The sequence below is a fragment of the Streptomyces caeruleatus genome, assembly GCF_001514235.1.
In the GTDB taxonomy this organism is placed as follows: Bacteria; Actinomycetota; Actinomycetes; order Streptomycetales; family Streptomycetaceae; genus Streptomyces; species Streptomyces caeruleatus.
Genome location: NZ_KQ948938.1, coordinates 19,001 through 42,046, shown reverse-complemented (window position 1 = coordinate 42,046; position 23,046 = coordinate 19,001). Strand labels below are relative to the sequence as shown.

Here is a 23,046-nt window from a genome sequence, read left to right as displayed (position 1 = left end):
CGTCCGTGGGAACGGATGACCCCGGCGCCGAAAGCACCTCCGGGCCACCCCCGGGGCAACCCCCGCCGACAGGTCTAAACCAATTTTCCGTCGACCCTTGTCATCGGGCCCCCGGGTCTGATGAGCTGTGGCCTGGGACACAACGGACACCCTGGGAAAGGGAGATGTCGTGAGCAACGAAAGCCTGGCCAACCTGTTGCGCGAGGAGCGCAGGTTCGCGCCGCCCGCCGACCTGGCCGCGAACGCCAACGTCACCGCGGAGGCGTATGAACAGGCCAAGGCTGACAGGCTCGGCTTCTGGGCCGAGCAGGCCCGCAGGCTGACCTGGGCCAAGGAGCCGACCGAGACGCTGGACTGGTCGAACCCGCCGTTCGCGAAGTGGTTCAAGGACGGCGAGCTCAACGTCGCGTACAACTGCGTGGACCGGCATGTGGAGGCCGGGCACGGCGACCGCGTCGCCATCCACTTCGAGGGCGAGCCCGGCGACAGCCGCGCCCTCACCTACGCCGAGCTCAAGGACGAGGTCTCCAAGGCCGCCAACGCCCTGCTGGAGCTGGGGGTTCAGAAGGGCGACCGGGTCGCCGTCTATATGCCGATGATCCCCGAGACGGCGGTCGCGATGCTGGCCTGCGCCCGTATCGGCGCCGCGCACTCCGTCGTCTTCGGCGGCTTCTCGGCGGACGCCCTCGCCACCCGGATCCAGGACGCGGACGCACGTGTCGTCATCACCTCCGACGGCGGCTACCGGCGCGGCAAGCCGTCCGCGCTCAAGCCGGCCGTGGACGAGGCGATCGGCAAGGTGGACAACGTCGAGCACGTCCTCGTCGTACGGCGCACCGGCCAGGACGTCGCCTGGGACGACAGCCGGGACGTGTGGTGGCACGAGATCGTCGACCGGCAGTCCGCCGAGCACACCCCCGAGGCCTTCAACGCCGAGCAGCCGCTCTTCATCCTCTACACGTCCGGGACGACGGGTAAGCCGAAGGGCATCCTGCACACCGCCGGCGGCTACCTCACCCAGACCGCCTACACCCACCACGCCGTCTTCGACCTCAAGCCGGAGACCGACGTCTACTGGTGCACGGCCGACGTCGGCTGGGTCACCGGCCACTCGTACATCGTGTACGGGCCGCTGGCGAACGGCGCGACGCAGGTGATGTACGAGGGCACCCCAGACACTCCGCACCAGGGCCGGTTCTGGGAGATCGTGCAGAAGTACGGGGTGACGATCCTGTACACGGCGCCGACCGCCATCCGTACGTTCATGAAGTGGGGCGACGACATCCCCGCGAAGTTCGACCTCAGCAGCCTCAGGGTGCTGGGTTCGGTGGGCGAGCCGATCAACCCCGAGGCCTGGATCTGGTACCGCACGCACATCGGCGCCGACGCCACGCCCGTGGTGGACACCTGGTGGCAGACCGAGACCGGCGCGATGATGATCACGCCGCTGCCGGGCGTCACCGCGACCAAGCCCGGTTCCGCGCAGACCCCGCTGCCCGGCATCGCCGCGACCGTCGTCGACGACGAGGCGAACGAGGTACCGAACGGCGGTGGCGGCTACCTGGTGCTGACCGAGCCGTGGCCGTCGATGCTGCGCACGATCTGGGGCGACGACCAGCGGTTCATCGACACGTACTGGTCGCGGTTCGAGGGCAAGTACTTCGCCGGTGACGGGGCGAAGAAGGACGACGACGGCGACATCTGGCTCCTCGGACGCGTCGACGACGTCATGCTCGTCTCGGGCCACAACATCTCCACCACGGAGGTCGAGTCGGCCCTGGTCTCGCACCCGTCCGTCGCCGAGGCGGCGGTCGTCGGTGCCGCCGACGAGACGACCGGGCAAGCCATCGTCGCCTTCGTCATCCTGCGCGGCACGGCGAACGCCGAGGACGAGAACCTCATCGCCGACCTGCGAGGCCACGTCGGCGCGACCCTCGGCCCGATCGCCAAGCCCAAGCGGATCCTGCCGGTGGCCGAGCTGCCGAAGACCCGCTCCGGAAAGATCATGCGCCGTCTCCTGCGCGACGTCGCCGAGAACCGCCAGCTCGGCGACGTGACGACGCTGACGGACTCGACGGTCATGGACCTCATCCAGGCGAAGCTCCCGGCGGCGCCCAGCGAGGACTGAGCCCGGCCGAAGCCGAGTACGGCTGACGACCGAGCACGACCACGAGGGGCACCCGGCGACAAACGCGCCGGGTGCCCCTCGCGTACGTACCGTGGACCTCAACGGGCTCGACGGATGCACCACGGCACACCCTTAGGTAAGCTAACCAAAACAATCGCGATCTCAGGTGCGCCGGGAAGTCTGGTCGGCATGTGCTCCGTCCTGCCCACCGACCGGAGGTCTCCCCCGTGACCGCGCCCCGCAGCACCGCCCCCGTCCGCAAGCTCTTCGGACGGCTGTCCCTCCCCGAGCGGAACTTCGTCGCGGAGGCGCTGCGCACCGAGACCGTCGGCGGCGTGCTCCTGCTCGTCGCCGCGATCACCGCGCTGGTCTGGGCGAACGTCCCCGCACTGCACGACAGCTACGAGAGCGTCGGCCACTACCACCTCGGCCCCGAGGCCCTCGGTCTGAACCTGTCCGTCGAGCACTGGGCCGCCGACGGGCTCCTCGCAGTCTTCTTCTTCGTCGCCGGGATCGAACTCAAGCGCGAGCTGGTCGCAGGCGACCTCAAGGACCCCAGGGCGGCCGTACTGCCGGTCGTCGCCGCCCTGTGCGGCATGGCCGTACCCGCGCTCGTCTACACGCTGACCAATGTCACCGGACACGGCTCCTCGGCCGGCTGGGCGGTTCCGACCGCCACGGACATCGCCTTCGCGCTCGCCGTGCTCGCCGTCATCGGCACCTCCCTGCCCAGCGCCCTGCGCGCCTTCCTGCTCACCCTCGCCGTCGTCGACGACCTCTTCGCCATCCTGATCATCGCGATCTTCTTCACCTCACAGATCAACTTCGCCGCGCTCGGCGGCGCCGTCGCCGGCCTCGCCGTCTTCTGGCTGCTGCTGAGAAAGGGCGTACGCGGGTGGTACGTGTACGTCCCGCTCGCCCTCGTGATCTGGGGGCTGATGTACAACAGCGGCGTCCACGCCACCATCGCGGGCGTGGCGATGGGCCTGATGCTGCGCTGCACCCGGCGCGAGGACGAGGAGCGCTCGCCCGGCGAGCGCATCGAGCATCTCGTACGCCCCCTGTCGGCAGGGCTGGCCGTGCCGCTGTTCGCGCTGTTCAGCGCGGGTGTGGTCGTCTCCGGCGGCGCACTCGGCGATGTCTTCACCCAGCCGGAGACGCTCGGCGTGGTCCTCGGGCTGGTCGTCGGCAAGACGGTCGGCATCTTCGGCGGCACCTGGCTGACGGCACGCTTCACCAGGGCCTCGCTCAGCGACGACCTGGAGTGGGCGGACGTGTTCGCCGTCGCGACCCTCGCCGGCATCGGCTTCACCGTCTCGCTGCTCATCGGCGAGCTCGCCTTCGTGGGCGACGCGGCGCTGACCGACGAGGTCAAGGCTGCCGTGCTGATGGGCTCGCTCACCGCTGCGCTCCTGGCGACGGTGCTGCTGAAGATACGGAACGCCAAGTACCGCCGGCTGTGGGAGGCCGAGGAGCGCGACGAGGACGCGGACGGCATTCCGGACATCTACGAGGAGGACGAGCCGGAGTACCACCTGCGGATGGCCGCCATCCACGAGCGCAAGGCCGCCGAGCACCGCCGTATCGCCGAGGAGAAGGCCGCCGCACGCCACAGGCTTGCCGAAGTGGCGGGCGGGGCAGGCGAGGAGGAGCATCGTCGGGCATGATCTGACGGGACGGTACAAAAGACGGAACCGTACTCAGCCAGGCAGAAGACGGAACCGTATCTACGAGGGAGACCGCGATGAGCGCACCCGACGGCAGCCCGGTCGGCGCCGAACGCAGCATCGGCCAGCTGTTCGCGTCGGCGACGACCGAGATGTCGGCGCTGGTGCACGACGAGATCGCACTGGCGAAGGCTCAGCTCAAGCAGGACGTCAAGCGCGGCGCGACCAGTGGCGGCGCGTTCACGGCGGCCGGCGCGGTGCTGCTGTTCTCCCTGCCCATGCTGAACTTCGCCCTTGCGTACGGGATTCGGACCTGGAGCGACTGGAACCTCGCGATCTGCTTCGTGTTGTCCTTCGCGGCGAACGTGCTCGTCGCCGTCGTCCTCGCGCTGATCGGGGTCGCGTTCGCGAAGAAGGCCAAGAAGAGCAAGGGCCCGCAGAAGGTCGCCGCCTCGGTGAAGGAGACGGCGGGCGTCCTGCAGAACGCCAAGCCGCATCCGCGTCCGGCCCCGGCGACGGCACCGGAGCTGGAGGACCGGGCGCCCGCGGCCATCGAGGCTGTGGCACGCTCGTCGTCATGACGGATCCCGCCACCCCCTCGGCGCAACCTGCCTCGGTCGTACGACTGGACGTCCCCGGCGGGAAAGAGGTGACCCACCGGGACGTGGCCGCCAACGGCGCGCGCTTCCACATCGCGGAGATGGGCGACGGCCCGCTGGTGCTGCTCCTGCACGGCTTCCCCCAGTTCTGGTGGACCTGGCGGCACCAACTCGTCGCCCTCTCCGACGCCGGGTTCCGGGCCGTGGCGATGGACCTCAGGGGCGTCGGCGGCAGCGACCGCACGCCGCGCGGTTACGACCCCGCCAACCTCGCACTCGACATCACCGGCGTGATCCGCTCGCTCGGCGAGCCCGACGCCGCGCTGGTCGGCCACGACCTGGGCGGCTACCTGGCGTGGACGGCTGCCGTGATGCGCCCGAAGCTGGTACGGCGGCTCGCGGTCGCGTCCATGCCGCACCCCCGGCGCTGGCGTTCGGCGATGCTCTCGGACGTCAAGCAGACGAGTGCGAGTTCCTACATCTGGGGGTTCCAGCGCCCCTGGATCCCCGAACGGCAGCTGACCGCCGACGACGGCGCGCTCGTCGCCCGGCTGATCCGGGACTGGTCCGGCCCCCGCCTGCCCGACGACGAGGCGGTGGAGACGTACCGACGGGCGATCTGCATCCCGTCGACGGCGCACTGCTCCATCGAGCCGTACCGCTGGATGGTCCGCTCGCTGGCCCGCCCCGACGGCATCCAGTTCAACCGGCGCATGAAGCGGCCGGTGCGCGTGCCGACCCTCCACCTGCACGGCTCACTCGACCCCGTGATGCGCACCCGCAGCGCGGCCGGTTCGGGCGAGTACGTCGAAGCGCCGTACCGCTGGCGACTGTTCGACGGGCTCGGGCACTTCCCGCACGAGGAAGACCCGGTCGCCTTCTCCACCGAACTGATCAACTGGCTGAAAGACCCCGAACCCGATCGGTGACCGCGCCGATGCGCCCGGTATCCGGATCTGAACACGTGTCCTACGAACAGCCAATTGCCCGGCGCATAGGCCAATTGGGGGCCCTGGGGGCGGTTATCGACCTTGGGGCAGGGGCAGACGTCGGGGTATGGGCTGGACGCACGACTACAGTGACGCAGCACGCAATCGACGCTCGGCCGGAGGCCTGAGCTCCCACCAGCGAGGCAGCGCCCCGCAGATGCCGGGCTCGGACCTCCGGGTGGGCATTCCGCGCATCCTGCGCCGCCGAGCCCGCTGGGTCTCGGTGCGGCTACGCCACCCGCGCGGCTGACCGGCCGCCCTTTCACGGCCGGTCTCACACCCCTTCCGGGGGTCTCACACCCCTTCCGGGGGACTACAGCGCGCAGCTGTCGCTGTCCACCTGCTGGTTGGCGGTACGCCCCTTGACGATGTCCTCCTGGATCTCGTCCGCGGTGAGCGCGTAGCCGGTGTTGGCGTCGTCGAGGGACTTGGCGAAGACCACGCCGTACACCTTGCCCTCGGGCGTGAGCAGCGGACCGCCGGAGTTGCCCTGGCGGACGGTCGCGTACAGCGAGTAGACGTCGCGGCGCACGGTGCCGCGGTGGTAGATGTCCGGCCCGTTGGCCGGCAGCCGCCCGCGGACCCGCGCGGCCCGCACGTCGTACGCCCCGTTCTCCGGGAAGCCCGCGATGATCGCGCCGTCGCCGCTCTCGGCGTCGGTGGCCGTGAACTGCAGGGCGGGCGCGCGCATGTCCGGCACGTCGAGCACGGCGATGTCGCGCTCCCAGTCGTAGAGGACGACGGTCGCGTCGTACTTCTTGCCCTCGCCGCCGATCTGGACGGTGGGTTCGTCGACGCCGCCGACGACATGCGCGTTGGTCATGACGCGACGGTCGGCGAAGACGAAGCCGGTGCCCTCCAGGACCTTGCCGCAACTCGGCGCCGTGCCCATCACCTTGACGATGGAGCGCTGGGCGCGGGTGGCCACCGGGCTGTTAGCCAGGGCCGGGTCGGGCGGCTGGACCTCGTTGATCGGCTCATTCGAGAACGGGCTGAAGACCTGCGGGAAACCGTTCTGCGCGAGTACGGAGGAGAAGTCCGCGAACCAGGTGTCGGCCTGGTCGGGCAGCGCCCGCGAGACGCCGAGCAGCACCTTGGAGTTACGGACCTCCTTCCCGAGCGTCGGCAGCGTCGTCCCCGCGAGGGCGGAGCCGATCAGCCAGGCGACGAGGAGCATCGCGACGACGTTGACGAGGGCGCCGCCGGTGGCGTCCAGGGCGCGGGCCGGGGACCAGGTGATGTACCGGCGCAGCTTGTTGCCGAGATGGGTGGTCAGCGCCTGGCCGACCGAGGCACACACGATGACGACAACGACGGCGACGACGGCGGCCGTCGTGCTCACCTCGGCGTTGTCGGTCAACGCGTCCCAGATGACCGGGAGGAGGTACACGGCCACGAGGCCGCCGCCCAGAAAGCCGATCACCGACAGGATGCCGACGACGAAGCCCTGGCGGTAGCCCACGATCGCGAACCACACGGCGGCGACCAGCAACAGGATGTCCAGCACGTTCACTGCTTCTGGCCTCGCCTCTTCACTCTCCGGTCCCACCAGCTCGGCCGGGGGTCCGGGGGTTGACCCCCGGGAAAACACAGCACGGCAGACACCCTGTCATGACCGCCAGTCGAGCGGGACCTGCTTCCCCCGGTCCCAAGGCCGCTCCCAGCCCGAGAAATGGAGCAGACGGTCGATGATCCCGGCGGTGAAGCCCCACACAAGCGCCGATTCGACCAGAAATGCCGGACCTCGGTGGCCGCTGGGGTGGACCGTCGTGGCGCGGTTGTCCGGATTCGTGAGATCCGCCACGGGGACGGTGAAGACGCGTGCCGTCTCGTTCGGATCGACGACGTCGACCGGGCTCGGCTCGCGCCACCAGCCCAGCACGGGCGAGACCACAAAGCCGCTGACCGGGATGTACAGCTTCGGCAGGACGCCGAAGAGCTGGACACCGCTCGGATCGAGCCCGGTCTCCTCCTCGGCCTCCCGCAGGGCGGCCCGCAACGGCCCGTCGCCCTGCGGGTCGCCGTCCTCGGGGTCGAGGGCACCGCCCGGGAACGACGGCTGACCGGCATGGGAACGCAGCGAACTCGCCCGCTCCATCAGCAGCAACTCGGGCCCGCACGCACCCTCACCGAAAAGGATCAGCACGGCGGACTGCCGCCCCGCGCCGTCCTTTGGCGGCAGGAACCGGCTCAGCTGCACCGGCTCGACCGTCTCGACCACCCGCACCACCGGGTCCAGCCAGTCCGGCAGCCCGTCCTTGCTCAGCATCACCGGCCCGTCCTGCGTCTCACTCGCCCGCGTCATCGCCACCCCCGTCGTCCTGCCCGGTCCAACGCCCGACGCCATCTGGATCGTTCCGCCCCGCCCGCTCCGGTCATCCGGCCCCCAGCGGCGGAGCCGCCTTGCCACCCGCGTCCAGGTAGGACTGCGGCGGATTGAGCCGCTGGCCGGGGAAGCCGCCCTTCTCGTACTTGAGGAGCTTCTTCGCCTTCTCCGGGTCCGTCTCGCCCTCGCCGTACGCCGGGCAGAGCGGCGCGATGGGGCAGGCGCCGCACGCGGGCTTGCGGGCGTGGCAGATGCGGCGGCCGTGCCAGATCACGTGGTGCGAGAGGTCCGTCCAGTCGCCCTTCGGGAACAGCGCGCTGATCTCGGCCTCGATCTTGTCGGGGTCCGTCTGCCCGGTCCACTGCCAGCGCCGCACGAGCCGCTGGAAGTGCGTGTCCACGGTGATCCCGGGCCGGCCGAAGGCGTTGCCGAGCACGACGAAGGCTGTCTTGCGGCCGACGCCGGGCAGCTTGACCAGGTCATCGAGCCGCCCCGGAACCTCACCGCCGTGGTTCTCGACCAGCGCTTTCGACAGCCCCATGACCGACCTGGTCTTGGCCCGGAAGAAACCGCACGGACGGAGGATCTCCTCGACCTCCTCCGGATCGGCGACGGCCAGATCCTCGGGGGTCGGGTACTTGGCGAAGAGCGCCGGGGTCGTCTGGTTGACCCGCAGGTCGGTGGTCTGGGCGGACAGCACCGTGGCGACCAGCAGCTGGAACGAGTTGTCGAAGTCCAGTTCGGGGTGGGCGTACGGATAGACCTCGGCGAGCTCGCGGTTGATCCGCCGGGCACGACGGACGAGAGCGGTGCGGGACTCACCCGTAGGGGGCTTGGCGGCGACCGTCCTGACGGGAGAAGCACCCTTCACCGCGGCGGTGGCCTTCTCGGGCACGACGGCGGGCTTCTTCTTGATCGCCTTCGTCGTGCTCGTCTTCTTCACCGCGGCTTTCTTCACCGCCGCTTTCTCGCCACCAGCCGCCACGTCACCGACCCCGCTCTTCGCCGCTTTCGTCGCTTTCCTTCCACCACCAGGACCCTGTTCGCCCACAGCGGAATCCCGACGTACAACCACCCGCCCAGCCCCCTTGGCCTGTGCTCTCACCGGCGATTTGGACACTCGGCCAGCCTAAAGCCCGACACTGACATCCGCCCCGGACCCTGAAGATCGGCCCCCAATTGGACCCCTGCCGCTTACCTCGGGACACCTGTGCGGCATCCTTGTGACAGATCACACTGTTTGGACCGTCCGGCAAAATGGGGAGCACGGTTCCCTGGTACGCGGGGGAAAGATCCCCTGAGCAGGTCGACAAGGAGAGAACTCGTGGACGACCCTCTGCGGCGCAATCCGCTCTTCGCGGCTCTCGACGACGAGCAGTCCGCGGAACTGCGCGCCTCCATGAGTGAGGTGACCCTCGCCCGTGGCGACTCTCTGTTCCACGAGGGCGACCCCGGCGACCGGCTCTACGTGGTCACCGAGGGCAAGGTCAAGCTCCACCGCACGTCTCCCGACGGCCGCGAGAACATGCTCGCCGTCGTCGGCCCCGGCGAGCTCATCGGCGAGCTGTCCCTGTTCGACCCGGGCCCGCGCACGGCGACCGCCACCGCGCTGACCGAGGTCAAGCTGCTCGGCCTCGGCCACGGCGACCTCCAGCCCTGGCTGAACGCCCGCCCCGAGGTGGCCACCGCACTCCTGCGCGCCGTGGCCCGCAGGCTGCGCCGCACCAACGACGCGATGTCCGACCTCGTCTTCTCGGACGTCCCCGGCCGCGTGGCCCGCGCGCTCCTGGACCTCTCCCGCCGCTTCGGCGTGCAGTCCGAGGAGGGCATCCACGTGGTCCACGACCTCACCCAGGAAGAGCTGGCCCAGCTGGTCGGCGCCTCCCGCGAGACGGTCAACAAGGCCCTGGCGGACTTCGCCCAGCGCGGCTGGCTCCGCCTGGAGGCCCGCGCGGTGATCCTCCTCGACGTAGAACGCCTCGCCAAGCGCTCCCGCTAGCCACAAACACCCCCGGGGCCCCACCTCACCAAGAGGCGGGGCCCCGCTTTGTTTGTCGGAGATCGCCTCACGACTGTTTGTCGGAGACCGCCCCACGGCGCGGCACCCGCGTACGGCGGCACGGCCCCGCCCCCCACTCACCGAACCGCGCTACGCGAACCCCCACCGGACAACAACGGGCCGCCGCAGGCATCCCCCGCCAACCGCCGGAGGCACCCCGCACACACAGCCACCCCTCGAACATCCACGCACCACGAGATAGCCTCCGCCCATGGCAAACGGGCAGTGGTACCCACCGGAATGGCCGGACCGCATCCGCGCACTGGCGGACGGAAGCCTCACCCCCGTAGCCCCGAAACGAGCGTCCACAGTGATGCTGCTCAGGGACGCCGACCCCGGCACCACCACTGCCCCCGGCCCCGGCCCCGCAGTCCACATGCTCCGCCGCCGAGCATCCATGGCCTTCGCGGGCGGCGCCTACGCCTACCCGGGCGGCGGCGTGGACCCGCGCGACGAGCACCCGATCCGCTGGGCGGGCCCCACGCGCGCGTGGTGGTCTCAGCGGCTCGGCGTCGACGAGGCCACAGCCCAGGCGATCGTCTGCGCGGCCGTGCGCGAGACGTACGAGGAGGCAGGCGTCCTGCTCGCCGGCCCCACCCCCGACTCCGTCGTGGGCGACACCACCGGCGAGGACTGGGAGACGGACCGCGCCGCCCTGGTCACCCGCGACCTGTCGTTCGCCGAGTTCCTGGACCGCCGGGGCCTGGCCCTGCGCTCCGACCTCCTGGGCGCCTGGACCCGCTGGATCACCCCGGAGTTCGAACCCCGCCGCTACGACACGTGGTTCTTCGTCGCCGCCCTCCCGAAGGGCCAGCGCACCCGCAACGCCTCGACGGAGGCCGACCGCACGGTGTGGATCCGCCCCGCGGACGCCGCGGCCTCGTACGACAAGGGCGAGCTGCTGATGATGCCGCCCACCATCGCGACGCTCCGTCAGCTGACGCCGTACGACAGCGCAGCCCAGGCCCTCGCGGCCGCCCCCGACCGCGACCTCACCCCGGTCCTGGCCCAGGCCCGCCTGGAGGACGGCGAGATCGTGCTCTCCTGGCCCGGGCACGACGAGTTCACCAAGCACATCCCGACCGACGGAACCCCGGCATGACGGCGCCCAAGAATCCCGCACCCCCCACAGCCCTGAGCTCGAACCCGAACCCGAACCTGGCCCCGGACCCGGAAGGCCCCCTCGCATGACGGACGCAGCAGCCCTCCCCGGCCAGCCGCGAGGCGCGGTCCTCTCCGGCCCCGCCACCCCCCGCGCCGTCAACGTCCTCGCGCCCAACCCCTCCGCGATGACCCTGGACGGCACCAACACCTGGCTCCTGTCCGAGCCGGACTCCGACCTGGCGGTGGTCGTCGACCCCGGCCCGCTGGACGAGGGACACCTGCGCAACGTCGTCGCGACGGCCGAGCAGGCCGGCAAGCGCATCGCCCTGACCCTGCTCACCCACGGCCACCCGGACCACGCAGAGGGCGCCGTACGCTTCGCCGAACTGACCGGCACACGCGTGCGTGCCCTCGACCCGGCGCTGCGGCTGGGCGACGAGGGGCTGGCCGCCGGGGACGTGATCGGCGTCGGCGGACTGGAACTGCGGGTCGTACCGACGCCCGGCCACACCGCCGACTCGCTCTGCTTCCACGTCCCGGCGGACCGCGCCGTGGTGACCGGCGACACGATCCTGGGGCGCGGCACGACGGTCGTGGCGCATCCCGACGGCCGCCTCGGCGACTACCTGGACTCGCTGCGGCGGCTCAGGTCCCTCACGGTCGACGACGGCGTCCACACCGTCCTCCCGGGCCACGGCCCCGTCCTGGAGGACGCCCAGGGCGCCGTCGAGTTCTACCTCGCCCACCGCGCCCACCGCCTCGCCCAGGTCGAGACGGCCGTGGAGGACGGCTACGGCTCACCGGCCGAAGTGGTCGCCCACGTGTACGCGGACGTCGACCGCTCCCTGTGGCCGGCGGCCGAGCTTTCCGTACGGGCGCAGTTGGAGTACCTGGAGGAGCACGGGCTCATCTCGGGCCCGGCTGGGCCGTGATCGCCGGTGCGGCGGGTCTCCTCGCCGCGGCGCTGACGGCCCTGGGCCTGCCCGGATCTCACCGGACAGGCTGCCGCGTCACGACTTCGGCCGCCGGCGCCCGACGGCCGTAGCCGACGACCGGCACCCCACAACTGGCACCCGACGACCGTCCTGCCGAAGGCCTACGCCCCCGTCAGCTCCACCTGGACCTCGACCTCCACCGGCGCGTCCAACGGCAGCACGGCGACGCCCACCGCGCTGCGCGCGTGGACGCCCTTGTCGCCGAGGACCTCCGCGAGGAGCTCGCTGGCGCCGTTGAGGACACCCGGCTGCCCCGTGAAGTCGGAGGCCGACGCCACGAAGCCCACGACCTTCACCACCCGCGCGATGCGGTCCAGGTCGCCCGCCACCGACTTCACGGCGGCGAGAGCGTTCAGAGCACAGATACGGGCGAGGTCCTTGGCCTCCTCGGCGGTGACCTCGGCGCCCACCTTGCCGATGACCGGAAGCTTGCCCTCCACCATCGGCAGCTGCCCGGCGGTGTACACGTACACGCCCGACTGCACGGCCGGCTGGTACGCGGCCAGCGGAGGGACGACCTCCGGAAGCGTCAGCCCCAGCTCGGCCAGCTTCGCCTCGACGGCGCTCACGCCTGCCTCTCCCGCTTCAGGTAAGCCACGAGCTGCTCGGGGTTGTTCGGCCCGGGCACGACCTGGACGAGCTCCCAGCCGTCCTCGCCCCAGGTGTCCAGAATCTGCTTCGTGGCGTGTACGAGCAGCGGCACGGTTGCGTATTCCCACTTGGTCATGTGGCCGACTTTATCCGCTGCCCGCAGGGGGCCATGCGGCCGACCACGTCCAAGTTATCCACAGGCTGCCGCGTGACTCGCGCCGCGACTGGTTAGGCTCGAAGACGTGAGCAGGCTCCAGGTCGTCAGCGGCAAGGGCGGGACCGGAAAGACCACGGTCGCCGCCGCGCTCGCGCTCGCCCTCGCGACGGAGGGGAAGCGGACGCTTCTCGTCGAGGTCGAGGGCAGGCAGGGCATCGCGCAGCTCTTCGAGACAGAGGCGCTGCCCTACGAGGAGCGGAAGATCGCCGTCGCTCCAGGGGGCGGGGAGGTGTACGCCCTCGCCATCGACCCCGAACTGGCCCTTCTGGACTACCTCCAGATGTTCTACAAGATGGGCGGTGCGGGCCGGGCCCTGAAGAAGCTCGGCGCCATCGACTTCGCCACCACCATCGCGCCGGGCCTGCGTGACGTACTCCTCACCGGCAAAGCCTGTGAGGCCGTACGCAGGAAGGACAAGGCCGGCCGGTTCGTCTACGACTACGTCGTCATGGACGCGCCGCCCACCGGCCGCATCACCCGCTTCCTGAACGTCAACGACGAGGTCGCCGGGCTCGCCAGGATCGGGCCGATACACAATCAGGCGCAGGCCGTGATGCGGGTGCTGAAGTCATCCGAGACGGCCGTGCACCTGGTGACGCTGCTGGAGGAGATGCCCGTCCAGGAGACCGCGGACGGGATCGCCGAGCTGCGGTCGGCGCGGCTGCCGGTCGGGCGGGTCATCGTGAACATGGTGCGGCCCGAGGTGTTGGACGCGGCCGATCTGGAACTCGTACGCAGTGTGCCGCGCGCCGCCGTCGCCAAGTCGCTGTCCTCGGCCGGGCTCGGCGGGGCACGGCGCGGCGGGAACGCCGAGCGGCTGGTGAGCCCGCTGCTGACCCAGGCCGACGAGTACGCCGAGCGGCACACGCTGGAGCACGAGCAGCGGGCGGTCCTGCAGGAGTTGGAGCTGCCGGTGCACGAACTGCCGCTGCTCGCCGAGGGCATGGACCTGGCGGGCCTGTACGAACTCGCGGGCGGGCTGCGGGAACAGGGCCTCACATGAGTCCGTTCACAAGTCGGGAGCCGTACGCGGTACGTCGGAAGCAGGGGATGTCATGAGTCGTCCGGAACCGGCCCAGGCGCAGGACGCGACCCGCCACCACGCCCCGCACCTGTCCCCCACGCGCGTCCTCGACCTCGACCCGCTGCTCGACGACCCGAAGACCCGCATCGTGGTGTGCTGCGGCTCGGGCGGCGTCGGCAAGACGACGACCGCCGCGGCGCTGGGGCTGCGGGCGGCCGAGCGGGGCCGCAAGGTGGTCGTGCTCACCATCGACCCGGCGCGCCGGCTCGCCCAGTCGATGGGCATCGACTCGCTGGACAACACCCCGCGCCGGGTGAAGGGCGTGGAGGGCGACGGCGAGCTGCACGCGATGATGCTCGACATGAAGCGCACCTTCGACGAGATCGTCGAGGCGCACGCGGACGGCGAGCGGGCGGCCGCGATCCTGGGCAACCCGTTCTACCAGTCGCTCTCGGCGGGCTTCGCGGGCACGCAGGAGTACATGGCGATGGAGAAGCTGGGCCAGCTGCGGGCCAAGGACGAGTGGGACCTGATCGTCGTCGACACGCCCCCGTCCCGCTCGGCGCTGGACTTCCTGGACGCGCCCAAGCGGCTCGGCTCGTTCCTGGACGGCAAGCTGATCCGCGTCCTGCTGGCCCCGGCGAAGATGGGCGGGCGTGCGGGGATGAAGTTCCTGAACGTCGGCATGTCGATGATGACGGGCGCCCTCGGCAAGCTGCTCGGCGGACAGCTGCTGAAGGACGTACAGACCTTCGTGGCCGCCATGGACTCCATGTTCGGCGGCTTCCGCACGCGCGCGGACGCCACGTACAAGCTGCTCCAGGCGCCCGGCACGGCGTTCCTGGTGGTGGCGGCACCGGAGCGGGACGCGCTGCGGGAGGCCGCGTACTTCGTGGAGCGGCTGGCCGCCGAGGACATGCCGCTGGCGGGTCTGGTGCTCAACCGGGTCCACGGCAGCGGCGCCGACCGGCTGTCCGCCGAGCGGGCGCTCGCCGCCGCGGAAAATCTTGAAGAGCCCCGCATTGTGGATCAGGAGGACGGGAAAGCTGGACTTCGTAACTCCCCCGACACGTACGAGAGTTCAGAATCGGCCGCTTCCGAGGCACCGGCTCCCGACGCAGGCTCCCCCGCCGCCACGGACCCCGAGCGCACCGCGGCCACGGACGGACCGAAGTCCGTCACCCCGCATGTGGAGCGGTCCGTCGACCAACTCACCGCAGGCCTGCTGAGGCTGCACGCCGAGCGTATGCGGCTGCTCTCCCGCGAGCAGCGCACGCGTGACCGCTTCACCGCGCTGCACCCCGAGGTGGCCGTCGCCGAAGTGGCCGCGCTGCCCGGCGATGTGCATGACCTCGCGGGACTGCGGGACATCGGCGACCGGCTCGCGGCCCATCGGCCGGAGCTGCCTGACACCGCGGTCGACGCCTGAGGTCAGAGGGAGTCCGAGGGAGTCCCGCGGGCCCCGCCCAGGGAGGCCCGGGAGTCCTGGCCCCTCAGCTCACCGCCGCGTAGTTCTCGTACACCTCGTCGTCGTCGAGCGGCAGGATGCCTGCCCCCCGCTCGTACTCCGTACGCGCCGTCTCCAGCAGCCGGCGCCAGGAGGTCACGGTGGGCCGCCTGCGCAGCAGAGCGCGGCGCTCGCGCTCCGTCATTCCTCCCCACACGCCGAACTCGACGCGGTTGTCCAGCGCGTCCGCCAGGCACTCCGTGCGCACCGGGCAGCCGGTGCACACCGCCTTGGCCCTGTTCTGCGCTGCTCCCTGAACGAACAGTTCATCCGGATCGGTAGTGCGGCAGGCCGCCTGCGCACTCCAGTCGACTACCCAGCCCATACCGGCGCCGTCCTCTCCCGAATCGAGGCTCCCCCACGGCGGCAGCGGCATATTCACCGCCGCCAGTTGAGGACGTTACGGAAGGTGGGCACAGCGCAACACCCCCTTCGGGCCCAATCTTGAATGGCCCGAACGGACTATGCGTAAGCGGCAGATCACCCGGGGGAGTGAGCTGGCGACATACATGACCTTCCCGGCAAACCGGGACAGTTCTGTTGAGTCACAACGGACGCCGGATGACACACAAGGCGGATTCGGACACGCGCCCACCAAAAAAGTGGGGAACCTCCGCAACGATTCGGGGTCGCCGGACGTATTGATACGTGGCCGCACTGCTGTGACAGTTGAGAGCAGCTTAGGCCAAGGCCTGTACGCCTGTCCGGGAAATGGGCGGCATTGCCATGCCATGCCTCACGTCCGGTCGGGCCTCGGTTCGCTCATCTCTACGGTTTAGGCTGCCCCCATGCCAAAGAAGCGCTCGGGCGGTGGTCTGTCGCCAACGCAGCAGGCCGCCAAGTTCCTCGGTGTCAGTGTGCTCGCGGGAGCCGTGCTGGCCGGTATCGCACTGCCCGCCGTAGGCGCGCTGGGACTCGCGGCCAAGGGTTCGGTCGAGAGTTTCGACGAGCTCCCGGCCAACCTCAAGACGCCACCGCTGAGCCAGCGCACCACGATCCTCGACGCCAAGGGCGGCACGCTCGCCACGGTCTACTCACGCGACCGTACGGTGGTCGACCTCAAGGACATCTCGCCGTACATGCAGAAGGCGATCGTCGCGATCGAGGACGCCCGTTTCTACCAGCACGGCGCGGTCGACCTGAAGGGCATCCTGCGCGCCGTCAACCGCAACGCGCAGAGCGGCGGCGTCAGTGAGGGCGCCTCGACACTGACGCAGCAGTACGTGAAGAACGTCTTCGTCGAGGAGGCCGGCGACGACGCGACGAAGGTCCAGCAGGCCACCCAGCAGACCCTCGGCCGCAAGATCAAGGAGCTGAAGTACGCGATCCAGGTCGAGGAGGAGCTCGGCAAGAAGAAGATCCTCGAGAACTACCTGAACATCACGTTCTTCGGCCAGCAGGCGTACGGCGTCGAGGCCGCTGCCCAGCGCTACTTCTCCAAGTCCGCCAAGGACCTCAAGCTCCAGGAAGCCGCGCTGCTCGCCGGCATCGTCCAGTCGCCCAGCCGCTACGACCCGGTCAACGACGAGGCCGAGGCCACCAAGCGGCGCAACATCGTCCTCCAGCGCATGGCCGACCTCGGCGACGTCTCCCAGGCGGAGGCCGACAAGGCCAAGGAGGCGCCGCTGGGCCTGAAGGTCAGCAAGCCCAAGAACGGCTGCATCACCGCGGTCAAGGGCGCCAGTTTCTTCTGCAAGTACGTCGAGCAGGTCTTCCTCAGCGACCCGGTCTTCGGCAAGAACCGCGAGGCCCGCGCCAAGATCTGGAACCAGGGCGGCCTGACCATCACGACGACCCTCGACCCGCAGTCCCAGGAATCGGTCCAGGCCTCGCTCAAGGAGCACGTCTACCAGGACGACAAGGTCGCCGCCGCGACCACCCTGGTCGAGCCCGGCACCGGCAAGATCCTCGGCATGGGCCAGTCGAAGCCGTACGGCTTCGGCAAGAACGAGACCGAGCTCAACTACTCCGTCGACAAGGCATACGGCGGCTCCAACTTCGGCTTCCCGACCGGTTCGACGTTCAAGCCGTTCGTCGCGGCGGCCGCGCTGGAGGAGGGCCGGCCGCCGACGCAGGAGTACTCGTCGCCGTTCGAGATGCCGTACCCGAGCCCGGTACAGACGTGCGACAGCTCGCCGTGGACCAACCTCAACAACGAGAAGCTGGAGAACGAGAGCGAGTCGGAGCACGGCCCCTACCGTCTGAAGAAGGCGATGGAGCTGTCGGTCAACACCTACTTCGTGCAGATGATCGCCGACATCGGTCTGTGCCCGGTGGTCAACATCACCGACAAGCTCCAGGTCCGCCAGGGCAACGGCGACAAGCTCCCGGAGAAGCCCGCCATCGCCCTCGGCTCCATCGGCCTCTCCCCGCTGACGATGGCGAGCGCGTACGCCGCCTTCGCCTCCCGCGGCATGTACTGCACGCCGATCGCCATCGAGTCGATCTCGCAGAAGGTCGCCGGGCAGCAGAAGTCGCTGGAGGTGCCCAAGTCGACGTGCTCGCGCGCCATGTCCGAGCAGACCGCGGACACCATCAACAACCTGCTCCAGGGCGTGGTCGACTCCGGCACCGGCAAGGAGGCCGGCCTCACCGACCGCGACAGCGCCGGCAAGACCGGTACGACGGACGAGCGGCGCAACGCCTGGTTCGTCGGCTACACGCCGAACCTCTCGGGCGCCGTCTGGGTCGGCAGCGCCACCCAGAAGGTCAAGATGCGCAACATCTACATCGGCGGCGTGTACAACGACCTGGTCTACGGTGGCCGCGTCCCCGGCCCGATCTGGCGCGACGCCATGATCGGCGCCCTCGACGGCAAGCCCGTCGAGAACTTCAAGCGCGTGCACATCCCGGACGACGAGGACAAGGGCCGGGGTGACGACGACGGTGACGACAACGGCAACGACGACGGGAACAACGGCGACGACGGCGGCCTCATCGGCGGTCTGATCGGCGGCGGAGACACCGGCGGGAACAACGGCGGCGGCACGGACGGCGGCACGGGCGGCGGCACGTTCCCGACGCCCACCTTCTCGATCCCCGAGGGCTGGTGGCAGGGCCAGTCGAACGGGAACGGCAACGGGGGGCGCGGCTGAGGCGTGGGCCCCGCCCGGCCCGCCTGGCCCGCCCGGCCCGAAGGCCGGCGTGACATGGAAACGGCCCCTGTCCCCTCGTACGAACGAGGCGACAGGGGCCGTTTCCGACGGGGCCGCTAGGCCGCTAGGCCGCTGCCTGGGGGTCAGCCCGCCAGCAGCTTCTTGACGGCCGCGGCGACCCGGCCGCCCTCGGCGAGCCCGGCGACCTTCGGGTTCACGATCTTCATGACGGCGCCCATGGCCCGCGGGCCCTCGGCGCCGGCGGCCCTGGCCTCCTCGACGGCCTGGGCGACGATGTCGTTCAGCTCGTCGTCGCTGAGCTGCTTGGGCAGGTACGTGGCGAGGAGCTCGCCCTCAGCCTTCTCCCGCTCGGCCTGCTCGGCACGACCACCCTGCGCGAACGCCTCGGCCGCCTCACGGCGCTTCTTCGCCTCGCGGGTGATCACCTTCTGCACCTCGTCGTCGGAGAGCTCGCGCTTCTCCTTGCCCGCGACCTCCTCCTTGGTGATCGCGGCGAGCGTCAGCCGGAGCGTCGAGGAGCGGAGCTCGTCGCGCTCCTTGATCGCGGCGTTGAGGTCTTCCTGAAGCTTCGACTTGAGCGTGGTCATGGGGTGATTGTCGCAGGTGTGGGGAGCGGAACGCCCGTTGATTTCAAGGGGGGTGCGGTTGCGGGGAGTACGCCGAAGCTGCTGGGTACGTGGCCCTCCCCCGGTCTGACACGATGGTCGTATGCGTGCGCGATACGGAGTACCCCTGGGAATCACGGCGGTTGGCGCCGCCGGTCTGCTGTACTCGGCGGGTTTCGAGGCCCGTTCCTTCCGTCTGCGACGGGTGACGATCCCCGTCCTGCCGGCGGGGATGCGTCCGCTGCGCGTGCTCCAGGTCTCCGACATCCACATGGTCGGCGGCCAGCGCAAGAAGCAGCGCTGGCTGCGCTCGCTGGCCGGTCTGCGCCCCGACTTCGTGATCAACACCGGCGACAACCTGTCCGACCCGGAAGGCGTCCCGGAGGTGCTGGACGCGCTGGGCCCGTTGATGGAGTTCCCGGGCGCGTACGTCTTCGGCTCCAACGACTACTACGGCCCCAAGCTGCGCAACCCCGCCCGCTACCTGCTGGAGAAGACCCAGGGCCGCCACGGCCTGAACGGCAACCCGCCGGCGGTCGGCGCGATCCACAACCCGTGGGAACGCCTGCGGGACGGTTTCGACGCGGCGGGCTGGCTGAATCTGACGAACACGCGGGGGACGCTCAAGGTCGAGGGCGTGTCCGTCGAGCTCACCGGCCTGGACGACCCGCACATCAAGCGGGACCGCTACCAGCAGGTGGCGGGCGGCCCGTCCGGCGCCGCGGACTTCGCGATGGGTGTGGTGCACGCGCCGTACCTGCGCGTCCTGGACGCGTACACGGCCGACGACTACCCCCTGATCCTGGCCGGCCACACCCACGGCGGCCAGCTCCGCATCCCCTTCTACGGCGCGCTGGTCACCAACTGCGACCTGGACACGGACCGGGCGCGGGGCCTGTCCACGCACACGGCGGAGGGCCGTACCGCCTACTTGCACGTCTCGGCAGGCTGCGGCACGAACCGCTACACGCCGTTCCGATTCGCGTGTCCGCCGGAGGCTACGTTGCTGACGCTGGTGGGGCGGGAGTAGGGGAGCAAGGGGAGCTGAGGCCGTCAGGGCACTTGCTCCGCGGGGCGTGGCGGGCGGGCGGACGGACGGACGTAACCCCGTCCCCCTCCCCGTAACCCGCACGGACCACCCATATCGCCCGTTTCGCCCACCCTGCTTAGCGTGAGGGCATGACCGCCCCGATACCCAGGGACATCCCGGACCTCCCCGCGATACCGGGCATCCCCGTGCTGCTGCCCTCCCACGTCCCCGCCACGGCGGTGGTGCCCCCCGTACGCCGCCCCCTGGTAGCCACGTACCGCCTGCTGGTCGCCCTGATCGCGGCGGCAGCGGTGTCACTCGAACTGGCCCTCGGCAGCCCCCTGCGCACCTTGAGCCACTTCGCGATCCAGAGCAACATCCTTCTGGCCGTGGTCCTCACCCTCTCGGCCCGCCGCGCCTGGACCGCCCGCCGTCCCCTGCCGTCCGCACTGACGGGCGCCACCCTGCTCTACGTCATCGTCACGGGCCTCACCTACCACGCGCTCCTGGCCAACGAGGCGAGCCCCTACATGCTGCCCGGCGTCCTCACGGGTGAGGCCGCCGGACCGACGGGCTGGCACGTGATCACCACCCAGGTCCTGCACACGGCGACGCCCATCGCGGCCCTGCTGGACTGGCTGCTCCTGACGGCCCCCGGCCAACTGCACCTCCGCCCGGCAGCGACCTGGATGCTCTACCCCCTCACCTACCTGGCGTTCACCCTGGTCCGAGGCGAACTCCTCGTGCCCGGCACGCCGGCCCGCTACCTCTACCCCTTCCTCGATGTGGCCCGGCACGGCTACCGCAGCATCCTGGCGAACGCCCTCCTCATCGGCCTCACCAGCTACGCCCTGGCCATCCTCCTCGTGGCCCTCGACCACGCCCGCCCCAACCCGCTCCGCCACCGCCTGCACCACCGCGCGAAAACCGGATTTCGTCTCCAGCCGCCCGTGGGCTAAAGTAAACGACGTCGCCGCGACAAGCAGTGACATCGGGGTGTAGCGCAGCTTGGCAGCGCGCTTCGTTCGGGACGAAGAGGTCGTGGGTTCAAATCCCGCCACCCCGACAGAGAAACACCAGGTCAAGGGCCTGATCCTCACTGAGGATCAGGCCCTTCCTGCGTCTTCGGTGATCGTTTGGGAGAAATCTGGGAGAAGATCTTGGTGGACTTCTCCCAGACGGTCCTGCATCTCGAAGCCAGCGACCAGCAGCCATGCCGCGGCTGACCCTGTGCACTCGCCAATCGGTATCCACAGTGCCTGGCTGGGACGCCCAGAGACGGGCCGTGGACGCGGTATTCCCTCGCCTTCCGATCCCACTTATCCTCGCGATCACACAACCGGGGGGCGGGCATGGCTGCTGAGGCAACGAGCTGGCAGAAGGAACAAGTCAGTCGCGCGTACGTGCATGCCTTAGCAACGCAAGGCGGGTACACGATCTGCGACTGGAACGTAGACAAAGACGGGGTCGACGTCACGCTCCGCTCGCGCGGCCTCATGGTCGATATCCAGCTCAAGTGCACGCAGAACCCACGCACCATCAGAAGCGGCTACAGCTTCGACCTGGACATCGAGACCTACGACAAGTTACGTGATCCTGAGCGTTCAGCACCTGGTCACCTGGCGCTGCTCATAGTCCCGCCCGACATCGGTCGCTGGGTGATCCACCAGCCGGATTCGATCGTCCTTGCTTGCCACGGCTACTGGTCCTCCCTCTACGGGATGGGACACGCTCCTGGTGGATCAACTACTGCGATCCACCTTCCTGAGCACCGAGCTCACCGTGAAGGCCATGGGGACCATGTTCGATGCTGCGCGACGCATGACCAACAGCGCCGGTCTGGGGTTGAGTTGACATGGCGGACAACACCCCAGACTTCGGTCCCGAAGAGATTCGCAGCTACATCAAGGTCACCGGCTGGGCCCCGGTATCGGGCGGGGACGTAGCCGAACTTTGGAGGCTCCCAGGGCCGGCGGACGAAGTCGTCCTCGTCCCCATGAAGCCTGGCGCACCAGACTTCGCCAAGAGGGCACGGATCCTCATCCAGGACCTGGCGAGAGTCGGGAGCGAAGACGTTCAGACAGTCCACGACGCCATCGCAACGGTCTATAACGACGTCACTGACCTCCGGGCCTCCCACCCGTCGATGAGCGATGGGTCGATCCCGCTTGAGTCCGGGTATGAGCTCTTCGTCTCTGCGAAGCGCCTCCGTGTGGCCTCTGCTGCGGCGACCATCCGGCGACAAGGGCACTTCCGGAACTTCCCGACTCGAGCACGTGATCAGGCACGGGAAGTTCGCCTAGGCCAGACTCGTCGCGGCTCCTACATCGTGCCCATCATCAGCCAGGCACGCTCCCCAGAGGACGTCTACTCGCCCCGCCAGGATCACATCGACGTTCAGATCGAGGAGACTCTCTTTGACCGCCGGGTGACGGCCACGATGTCTCGCGCGCTCGGCGTACTGGAAGACATGGCGGGCGCCGAACACGCACCCACCGCAAGCGAGATCAACGACTCCATCGGTGAAGGGGTCTCCTACGAGCTGTGTCAGGCTCTCGCCAAGGTCGTGAACACGGAGTCCGTCAGCGCGCTCGACGTGGCTTTCAACTGGTCCCGTGTGGCTGCGCCACCTCCAGGTACGCCAGCGCATGTTGAGTTCAACCGCGATGCGATCGAGATCGTCGACCTTGTATCCGAACAGCTCAAGACCAAGGTCTACACACGAGAGCACCTGATCTACGGCGTGGTCACAGACCTCAGTCGCCACCCCGATGACGACACCGGCCGAGTCGGGGTCCAAACGCTCATACAGCGCCGCAGCCGCACGGTATGGATGGACCTTGCCGACAGGGACTATCACGCAGCCGTGCACTGTCACGATGCCGGAATCCCGGTCCGCGTGAGCGGCACGCTGACCAGTCCACCCGGTGGGCTCGCCCGCATGGTTGTCACTGCCTTCGGCCCTGACCCGTCGCTGGGAGCAGACGACTAGCTGTTGCGCTCCAGCTACAGGGCACACTGCTACCACCAAGCCGCCCGCATCCTGACATCACTGTGGGCGACCCAGTGATTTCGGCATGACATAGGCC

Annotated in this window: 22 protein-coding genes and 1 tRNA gene; 16 read left to right on the top strand and 7 right to left on the bottom strand. The window is 69.6% G+C overall.

The window, feature by feature from the left end:
- Positions 1-169 precede the first annotated feature (169 nt).
- The 5 genes from acs to AQJ67_RS49765 all read left to right on the top strand — a co-directional run bounded on the left by acs (position 170) and on the right by AQJ67_RS49765 (position 5,633).
- Positions 170-2,128: an acetate--CoA ligase gene (acs, locus tag AQJ67_RS35345; RefSeq protein ID WP_062723486.1), complete on the top strand. Its 1,959-nt coding sequence runs from the start codon at positions 170-172 to the stop codon at positions 2,126-2,128.
- A 227-nt stretch (positions 2,129-2,355) separates the two neighbouring features.
- Positions 2,356-3,795: a Na+/H+ antiporter NhaA gene (gene nhaA, locus AQJ67_RS35340; RefSeq protein WP_062723484.1), complete on the top strand. Its 1,440-nt coding sequence runs from the start codon at positions 2,356-2,358 to the stop codon at positions 3,793-3,795.
- Between the two features lie 77 nt (positions 3,796-3,872).
- Positions 3,873-4,376, top strand: a complete 504-nt coding sequence (locus AQJ67_RS35335; RefSeq protein ID WP_062723481.1) for a phage holin family protein — start codon at positions 3,873-3,875, stop codon at positions 4,374-4,376.
- On the top strand, positions 4,373-5,323 hold the full coding sequence (locus tag AQJ67_RS35330; protein WP_030046013.1) for an alpha/beta fold hydrolase: 951 nt from the start codon (positions 4,373-4,375) through the stop codon (positions 5,321-5,323). Before AQJ67_RS35335 ends, AQJ67_RS35330 begins: the two co-directional genes overlap by 4 nt.
- Before the next feature lie 127 nt (positions 5,324-5,450).
- On the top strand, positions 5,451-5,633 hold the full coding sequence (locus AQJ67_RS49765; RefSeq protein ID WP_078662374.1) for a hypothetical protein: 183 nt from the start codon (positions 5,451-5,453) through the stop codon (positions 5,631-5,633).
- Positions 5,634-5,696: 63 nt separating this feature from the next.
- Here AQJ67_RS49765 and AQJ67_RS35325 read toward each other — a convergent pair whose 3' ends face one another.
- The 3 genes from AQJ67_RS35325 to nth all read right to left on the bottom strand — a co-directional run bounded on the left by AQJ67_RS35325 (position 5,697) and on the right by nth (position 8,667).
- Positions 5,697-6,896: a MarP family serine protease gene (locus tag AQJ67_RS35325; protein ID WP_062723479.1), complete on the bottom strand. Its 1,200-nt coding sequence runs from the start codon at positions 6,894-6,896 to the stop codon at positions 5,697-5,699.
- A 96-nt stretch (positions 6,897-6,992) separates the two neighbouring features.
- Positions 6,993-7,688: an NUDIX hydrolase gene (locus tag AQJ67_RS35320; protein ID WP_062723687.1), complete on the bottom strand. Its 696-nt coding sequence runs from the start codon at positions 7,686-7,688 to the stop codon at positions 6,993-6,995.
- A 70-nt stretch (positions 7,689-7,758) separates the two neighbouring features.
- Positions 7,759-8,667, bottom strand: coding sequence for an endonuclease III (gene nth, locus AQJ67_RS35315; protein WP_425264201.1), 909 nt, complete (start codon positions 8,665-8,667; stop codon positions 7,759-7,761).
- A gap of 366 nt (positions 8,668-9,033) precedes the next feature.
- Between nth and AQJ67_RS35310 the strand changes: the two genes are divergently transcribed.
- The 3 genes from AQJ67_RS35310 (at position 9,034) to AQJ67_RS35300 (ending at position 11,804) form a co-directional block, all read left to right on the top strand.
- A complete protein-coding gene (locus AQJ67_RS35310) occupies positions 9,034-9,708 on the top strand; it encodes a Crp/Fnr family transcriptional regulator (protein WP_030046018.1) in 675 nt (224 codons plus the stop codon).
- Between the two features lie 271 nt (positions 9,709-9,979).
- Positions 9,980-10,870 carry an NUDIX hydrolase gene (locus tag AQJ67_RS35305; RefSeq protein ID WP_062723477.1) on the top strand — a complete coding sequence of 297 codons (891 nt, stop codon included), beginning with the start codon at positions 9,980-9,982 and terminating at the stop codon, positions 10,868-10,870.
- 85 nt (positions 10,871-10,955) lie between these two features.
- Positions 10,956-11,804 (top strand): MBL fold metallo-hydrolase, encoded by an 849-nt coding sequence (locus AQJ67_RS35300; RefSeq protein WP_062723475.1) that lies wholly within the window; start codon positions 10,956-10,958, stop codon positions 11,802-11,804.
- A 164-nt stretch (positions 11,805-11,968) separates the two neighbouring features.
- On the opposite strand, the gene AQJ67_RS35295 is transcribed toward AQJ67_RS35300, so the two are convergent.
- Positions 11,969-12,436 (bottom strand): RidA family protein, encoded by a 468-nt coding sequence (locus AQJ67_RS35295; RefSeq protein ID WP_062723473.1) that lies wholly within the window; start codon positions 12,434-12,436, stop codon positions 11,969-11,971.
- The gene (gene sp36, locus AQJ67_RS47170; RefSeq protein WP_010986011.1) at positions 12,433-12,594 is read right to left on the bottom strand and encodes a Sp36 family protein; all 162 of its coding nucleotides are present in this window, start codon (positions 12,592-12,594) and stop codon (positions 12,433-12,435) included. The genes AQJ67_RS35295 and sp36 overlap by 4 nt, the downstream gene beginning before the upstream one ends.
- A 106-nt stretch (positions 12,595-12,700) precedes the next feature.
- On the opposite strand from sp36, the gene bagA reads away from it, so the two are divergent.
- On the top strand, positions 12,701-13,678 hold the full coding sequence (gene bagA / locus AQJ67_RS35290; RefSeq protein ID WP_062723471.1) for an ATPase BagA: 978 nt from the start codon (positions 12,701-12,703) through the stop codon (positions 13,676-13,678).
- A 52-nt stretch (positions 13,679-13,730) separates the two neighbouring features.
- Positions 13,731-15,128: an ATPase BagB gene (gene bagB, locus AQJ67_RS35285; protein WP_062723469.1), complete on the top strand. Its 1,398-nt coding sequence runs from the start codon at positions 13,731-13,733 to the stop codon at positions 15,126-15,128.
- Between the two features lie 64 nt (positions 15,129-15,192).
- On the opposite strand, the gene wblA is transcribed toward bagB, so the two are convergent.
- Complete coding sequence (gene wblA / locus AQJ67_RS35280) at positions 15,193-15,531, bottom strand: transcriptional regulator WblA (protein WP_062697668.1); 339 nt, start codon at positions 15,529-15,531, stop codon at positions 15,193-15,195.
- A 463-nt stretch (positions 15,532-15,994) separates the two neighbouring features.
- Between wblA and AQJ67_RS35275 the strand changes: the two genes are divergently transcribed.
- Entirely contained in the window at positions 15,995-18,301 is a 2,307-nt protein-coding gene (locus AQJ67_RS35275; protein WP_062723467.1) for a transglycosylase domain-containing protein, read from the top strand.
- 143 nt (positions 18,302-18,444) lie between these two features.
- Here the strand turns inward: AQJ67_RS35275 and AQJ67_RS35270 are convergent, their stop codons facing one another.
- On the bottom strand, positions 18,445-18,909 hold the full coding sequence (locus AQJ67_RS35270; RefSeq protein WP_062723465.1) for a GatB/YqeY domain-containing protein: 465 nt from the start codon (positions 18,907-18,909) through the stop codon (positions 18,445-18,447).
- A 121-nt stretch (positions 18,910-19,030) separates the two neighbouring features.
- On the opposite strand from AQJ67_RS35270, the gene AQJ67_RS35265 reads away from it, so the two are divergent.
- From AQJ67_RS35265 to AQJ67_RS35250, 5 genes are all read left to right on the top strand, one after another.
- On the top strand, positions 19,031-19,957 hold the full coding sequence (locus AQJ67_RS35265; RefSeq protein ID WP_062723463.1) for a metallophosphoesterase: 927 nt from the start codon (positions 19,031-19,033) through the stop codon (positions 19,955-19,957).
- Positions 19,958-20,106: 149 nt separating this feature from the next.
- Entirely contained in the window at positions 20,107-20,916 is an 810-nt protein-coding gene (locus AQJ67_RS35260) for a Pr6Pr family membrane protein (protein WP_062723461.1), read from the top strand.
- 33 nt (positions 20,917-20,949) lie between these two features.
- Positions 20,950-21,023: transfer RNA gene (locus AQJ67_RS35255), tRNA-Pro, on the top strand.
- A gap of 286 nt (positions 21,024-21,309) precedes the next feature.
- The gene (locus tag AQJ67_RS46010) at positions 21,310-21,903 is read left to right on the top strand and encodes a DUF4365 domain-containing protein (RefSeq protein ID WP_244190684.1); all 594 of its coding nucleotides are present in this window, start codon (positions 21,310-21,312) and stop codon (positions 21,901-21,903) included.
- Positions 21,813-22,949, top strand: coding sequence for a hypothetical protein (locus tag AQJ67_RS35250; protein WP_062723459.1), 1,137 nt, complete (start codon positions 21,813-21,815; stop codon positions 22,947-22,949). Before AQJ67_RS46010 ends, AQJ67_RS35250 begins: the two co-directional genes overlap by 91 nt.
- The last annotated feature ends 97 nt before the right edge of the window (positions 22,950-23,046 follow it).

Coding starts and splice junctions, on each gene's coding strand:
- AQJ67_RS35300 (WP_062723475.1), top strand. CDS start 10,956: ATGACGGACGCAGCAGCCCTCCCCGGCCAGCCGCGAGGCGCGGTCCTC.
- sp36 (WP_010986011.1), bottom strand. CDS start 12,594: ATGACCAAGTGGGAATACGCAACCGTGCCGCTGCTCGTACACGCCACG.
- bagB (WP_062723469.1), top strand. CDS start 13,731: ATGAGTCGTCCGGAACCGGCCCAGGCGCAGGACGCGACCCGCCACCAC.
- AQJ67_RS46010 (WP_244190684.1), top strand. CDS start 21,310: ATGGCTGCTGAGGCAACGAGCTGGCAGAAGGAACAAGTCAGTCGCGCG.
- AQJ67_RS35305 (WP_062723477.1), top strand. CDS start 9,980: ATGGCAAACGGGCAGTGGTACCCACCGGAATGGCCGGACCGCATCCGC.
- AQJ67_RS35330 (WP_030046013.1), top strand. CDS start 4,373: ATGACGGATCCCGCCACCCCCTCGGCGCAACCTGCCTCGGTCGTACGA.
- AQJ67_RS35275 (WP_062723467.1), top strand. CDS start 15,995: ATGCCAAAGAAGCGCTCGGGCGGTGGTCTGTCGCCAACGCAGCAGGCC.
- AQJ67_RS35320 (WP_062723687.1), bottom strand. CDS start 7,688: ATGACGCGGGCGAGTGAGACGCAGGACGGGCCGGTGATGCTGAGCAAG.
- AQJ67_RS35265 (WP_062723463.1), top strand. CDS start 19,031: ATGCGTGCGCGATACGGAGTACCCCTGGGAATCACGGCGGTTGGCGCC.
- wblA (WP_062697668.1), bottom strand. CDS start 15,531: ATGGGCTGGGTAGTCGACTGGAGTGCGCAGGCGGCCTGCCGCACTACC.
- AQJ67_RS35335 (WP_062723481.1), top strand. CDS start 3,873: ATGAGCGCACCCGACGGCAGCCCGGTCGGCGCCGAACGCAGCATCGGC.
- AQJ67_RS35260 (WP_062723461.1), top strand. CDS start 20,107: ATGACCGCCCCGATACCCAGGGACATCCCGGACCTCCCCGCGATACCG.
- AQJ67_RS35250 (WP_062723459.1), top strand. CDS start 21,813: ATGGCGGACAACACCCCAGACTTCGGTCCCGAAGAGATTCGCAGCTAC.
- AQJ67_RS35270 (WP_062723465.1), bottom strand. CDS start 18,909: ATGACCACGCTCAAGTCGAAGCTTCAGGAAGACCTCAACGCCGCGATC.
- AQJ67_RS49765 (WP_078662374.1), top strand. CDS start 5,451: ATGGGCTGGACGCACGACTACAGTGACGCAGCACGCAATCGACGCTCG.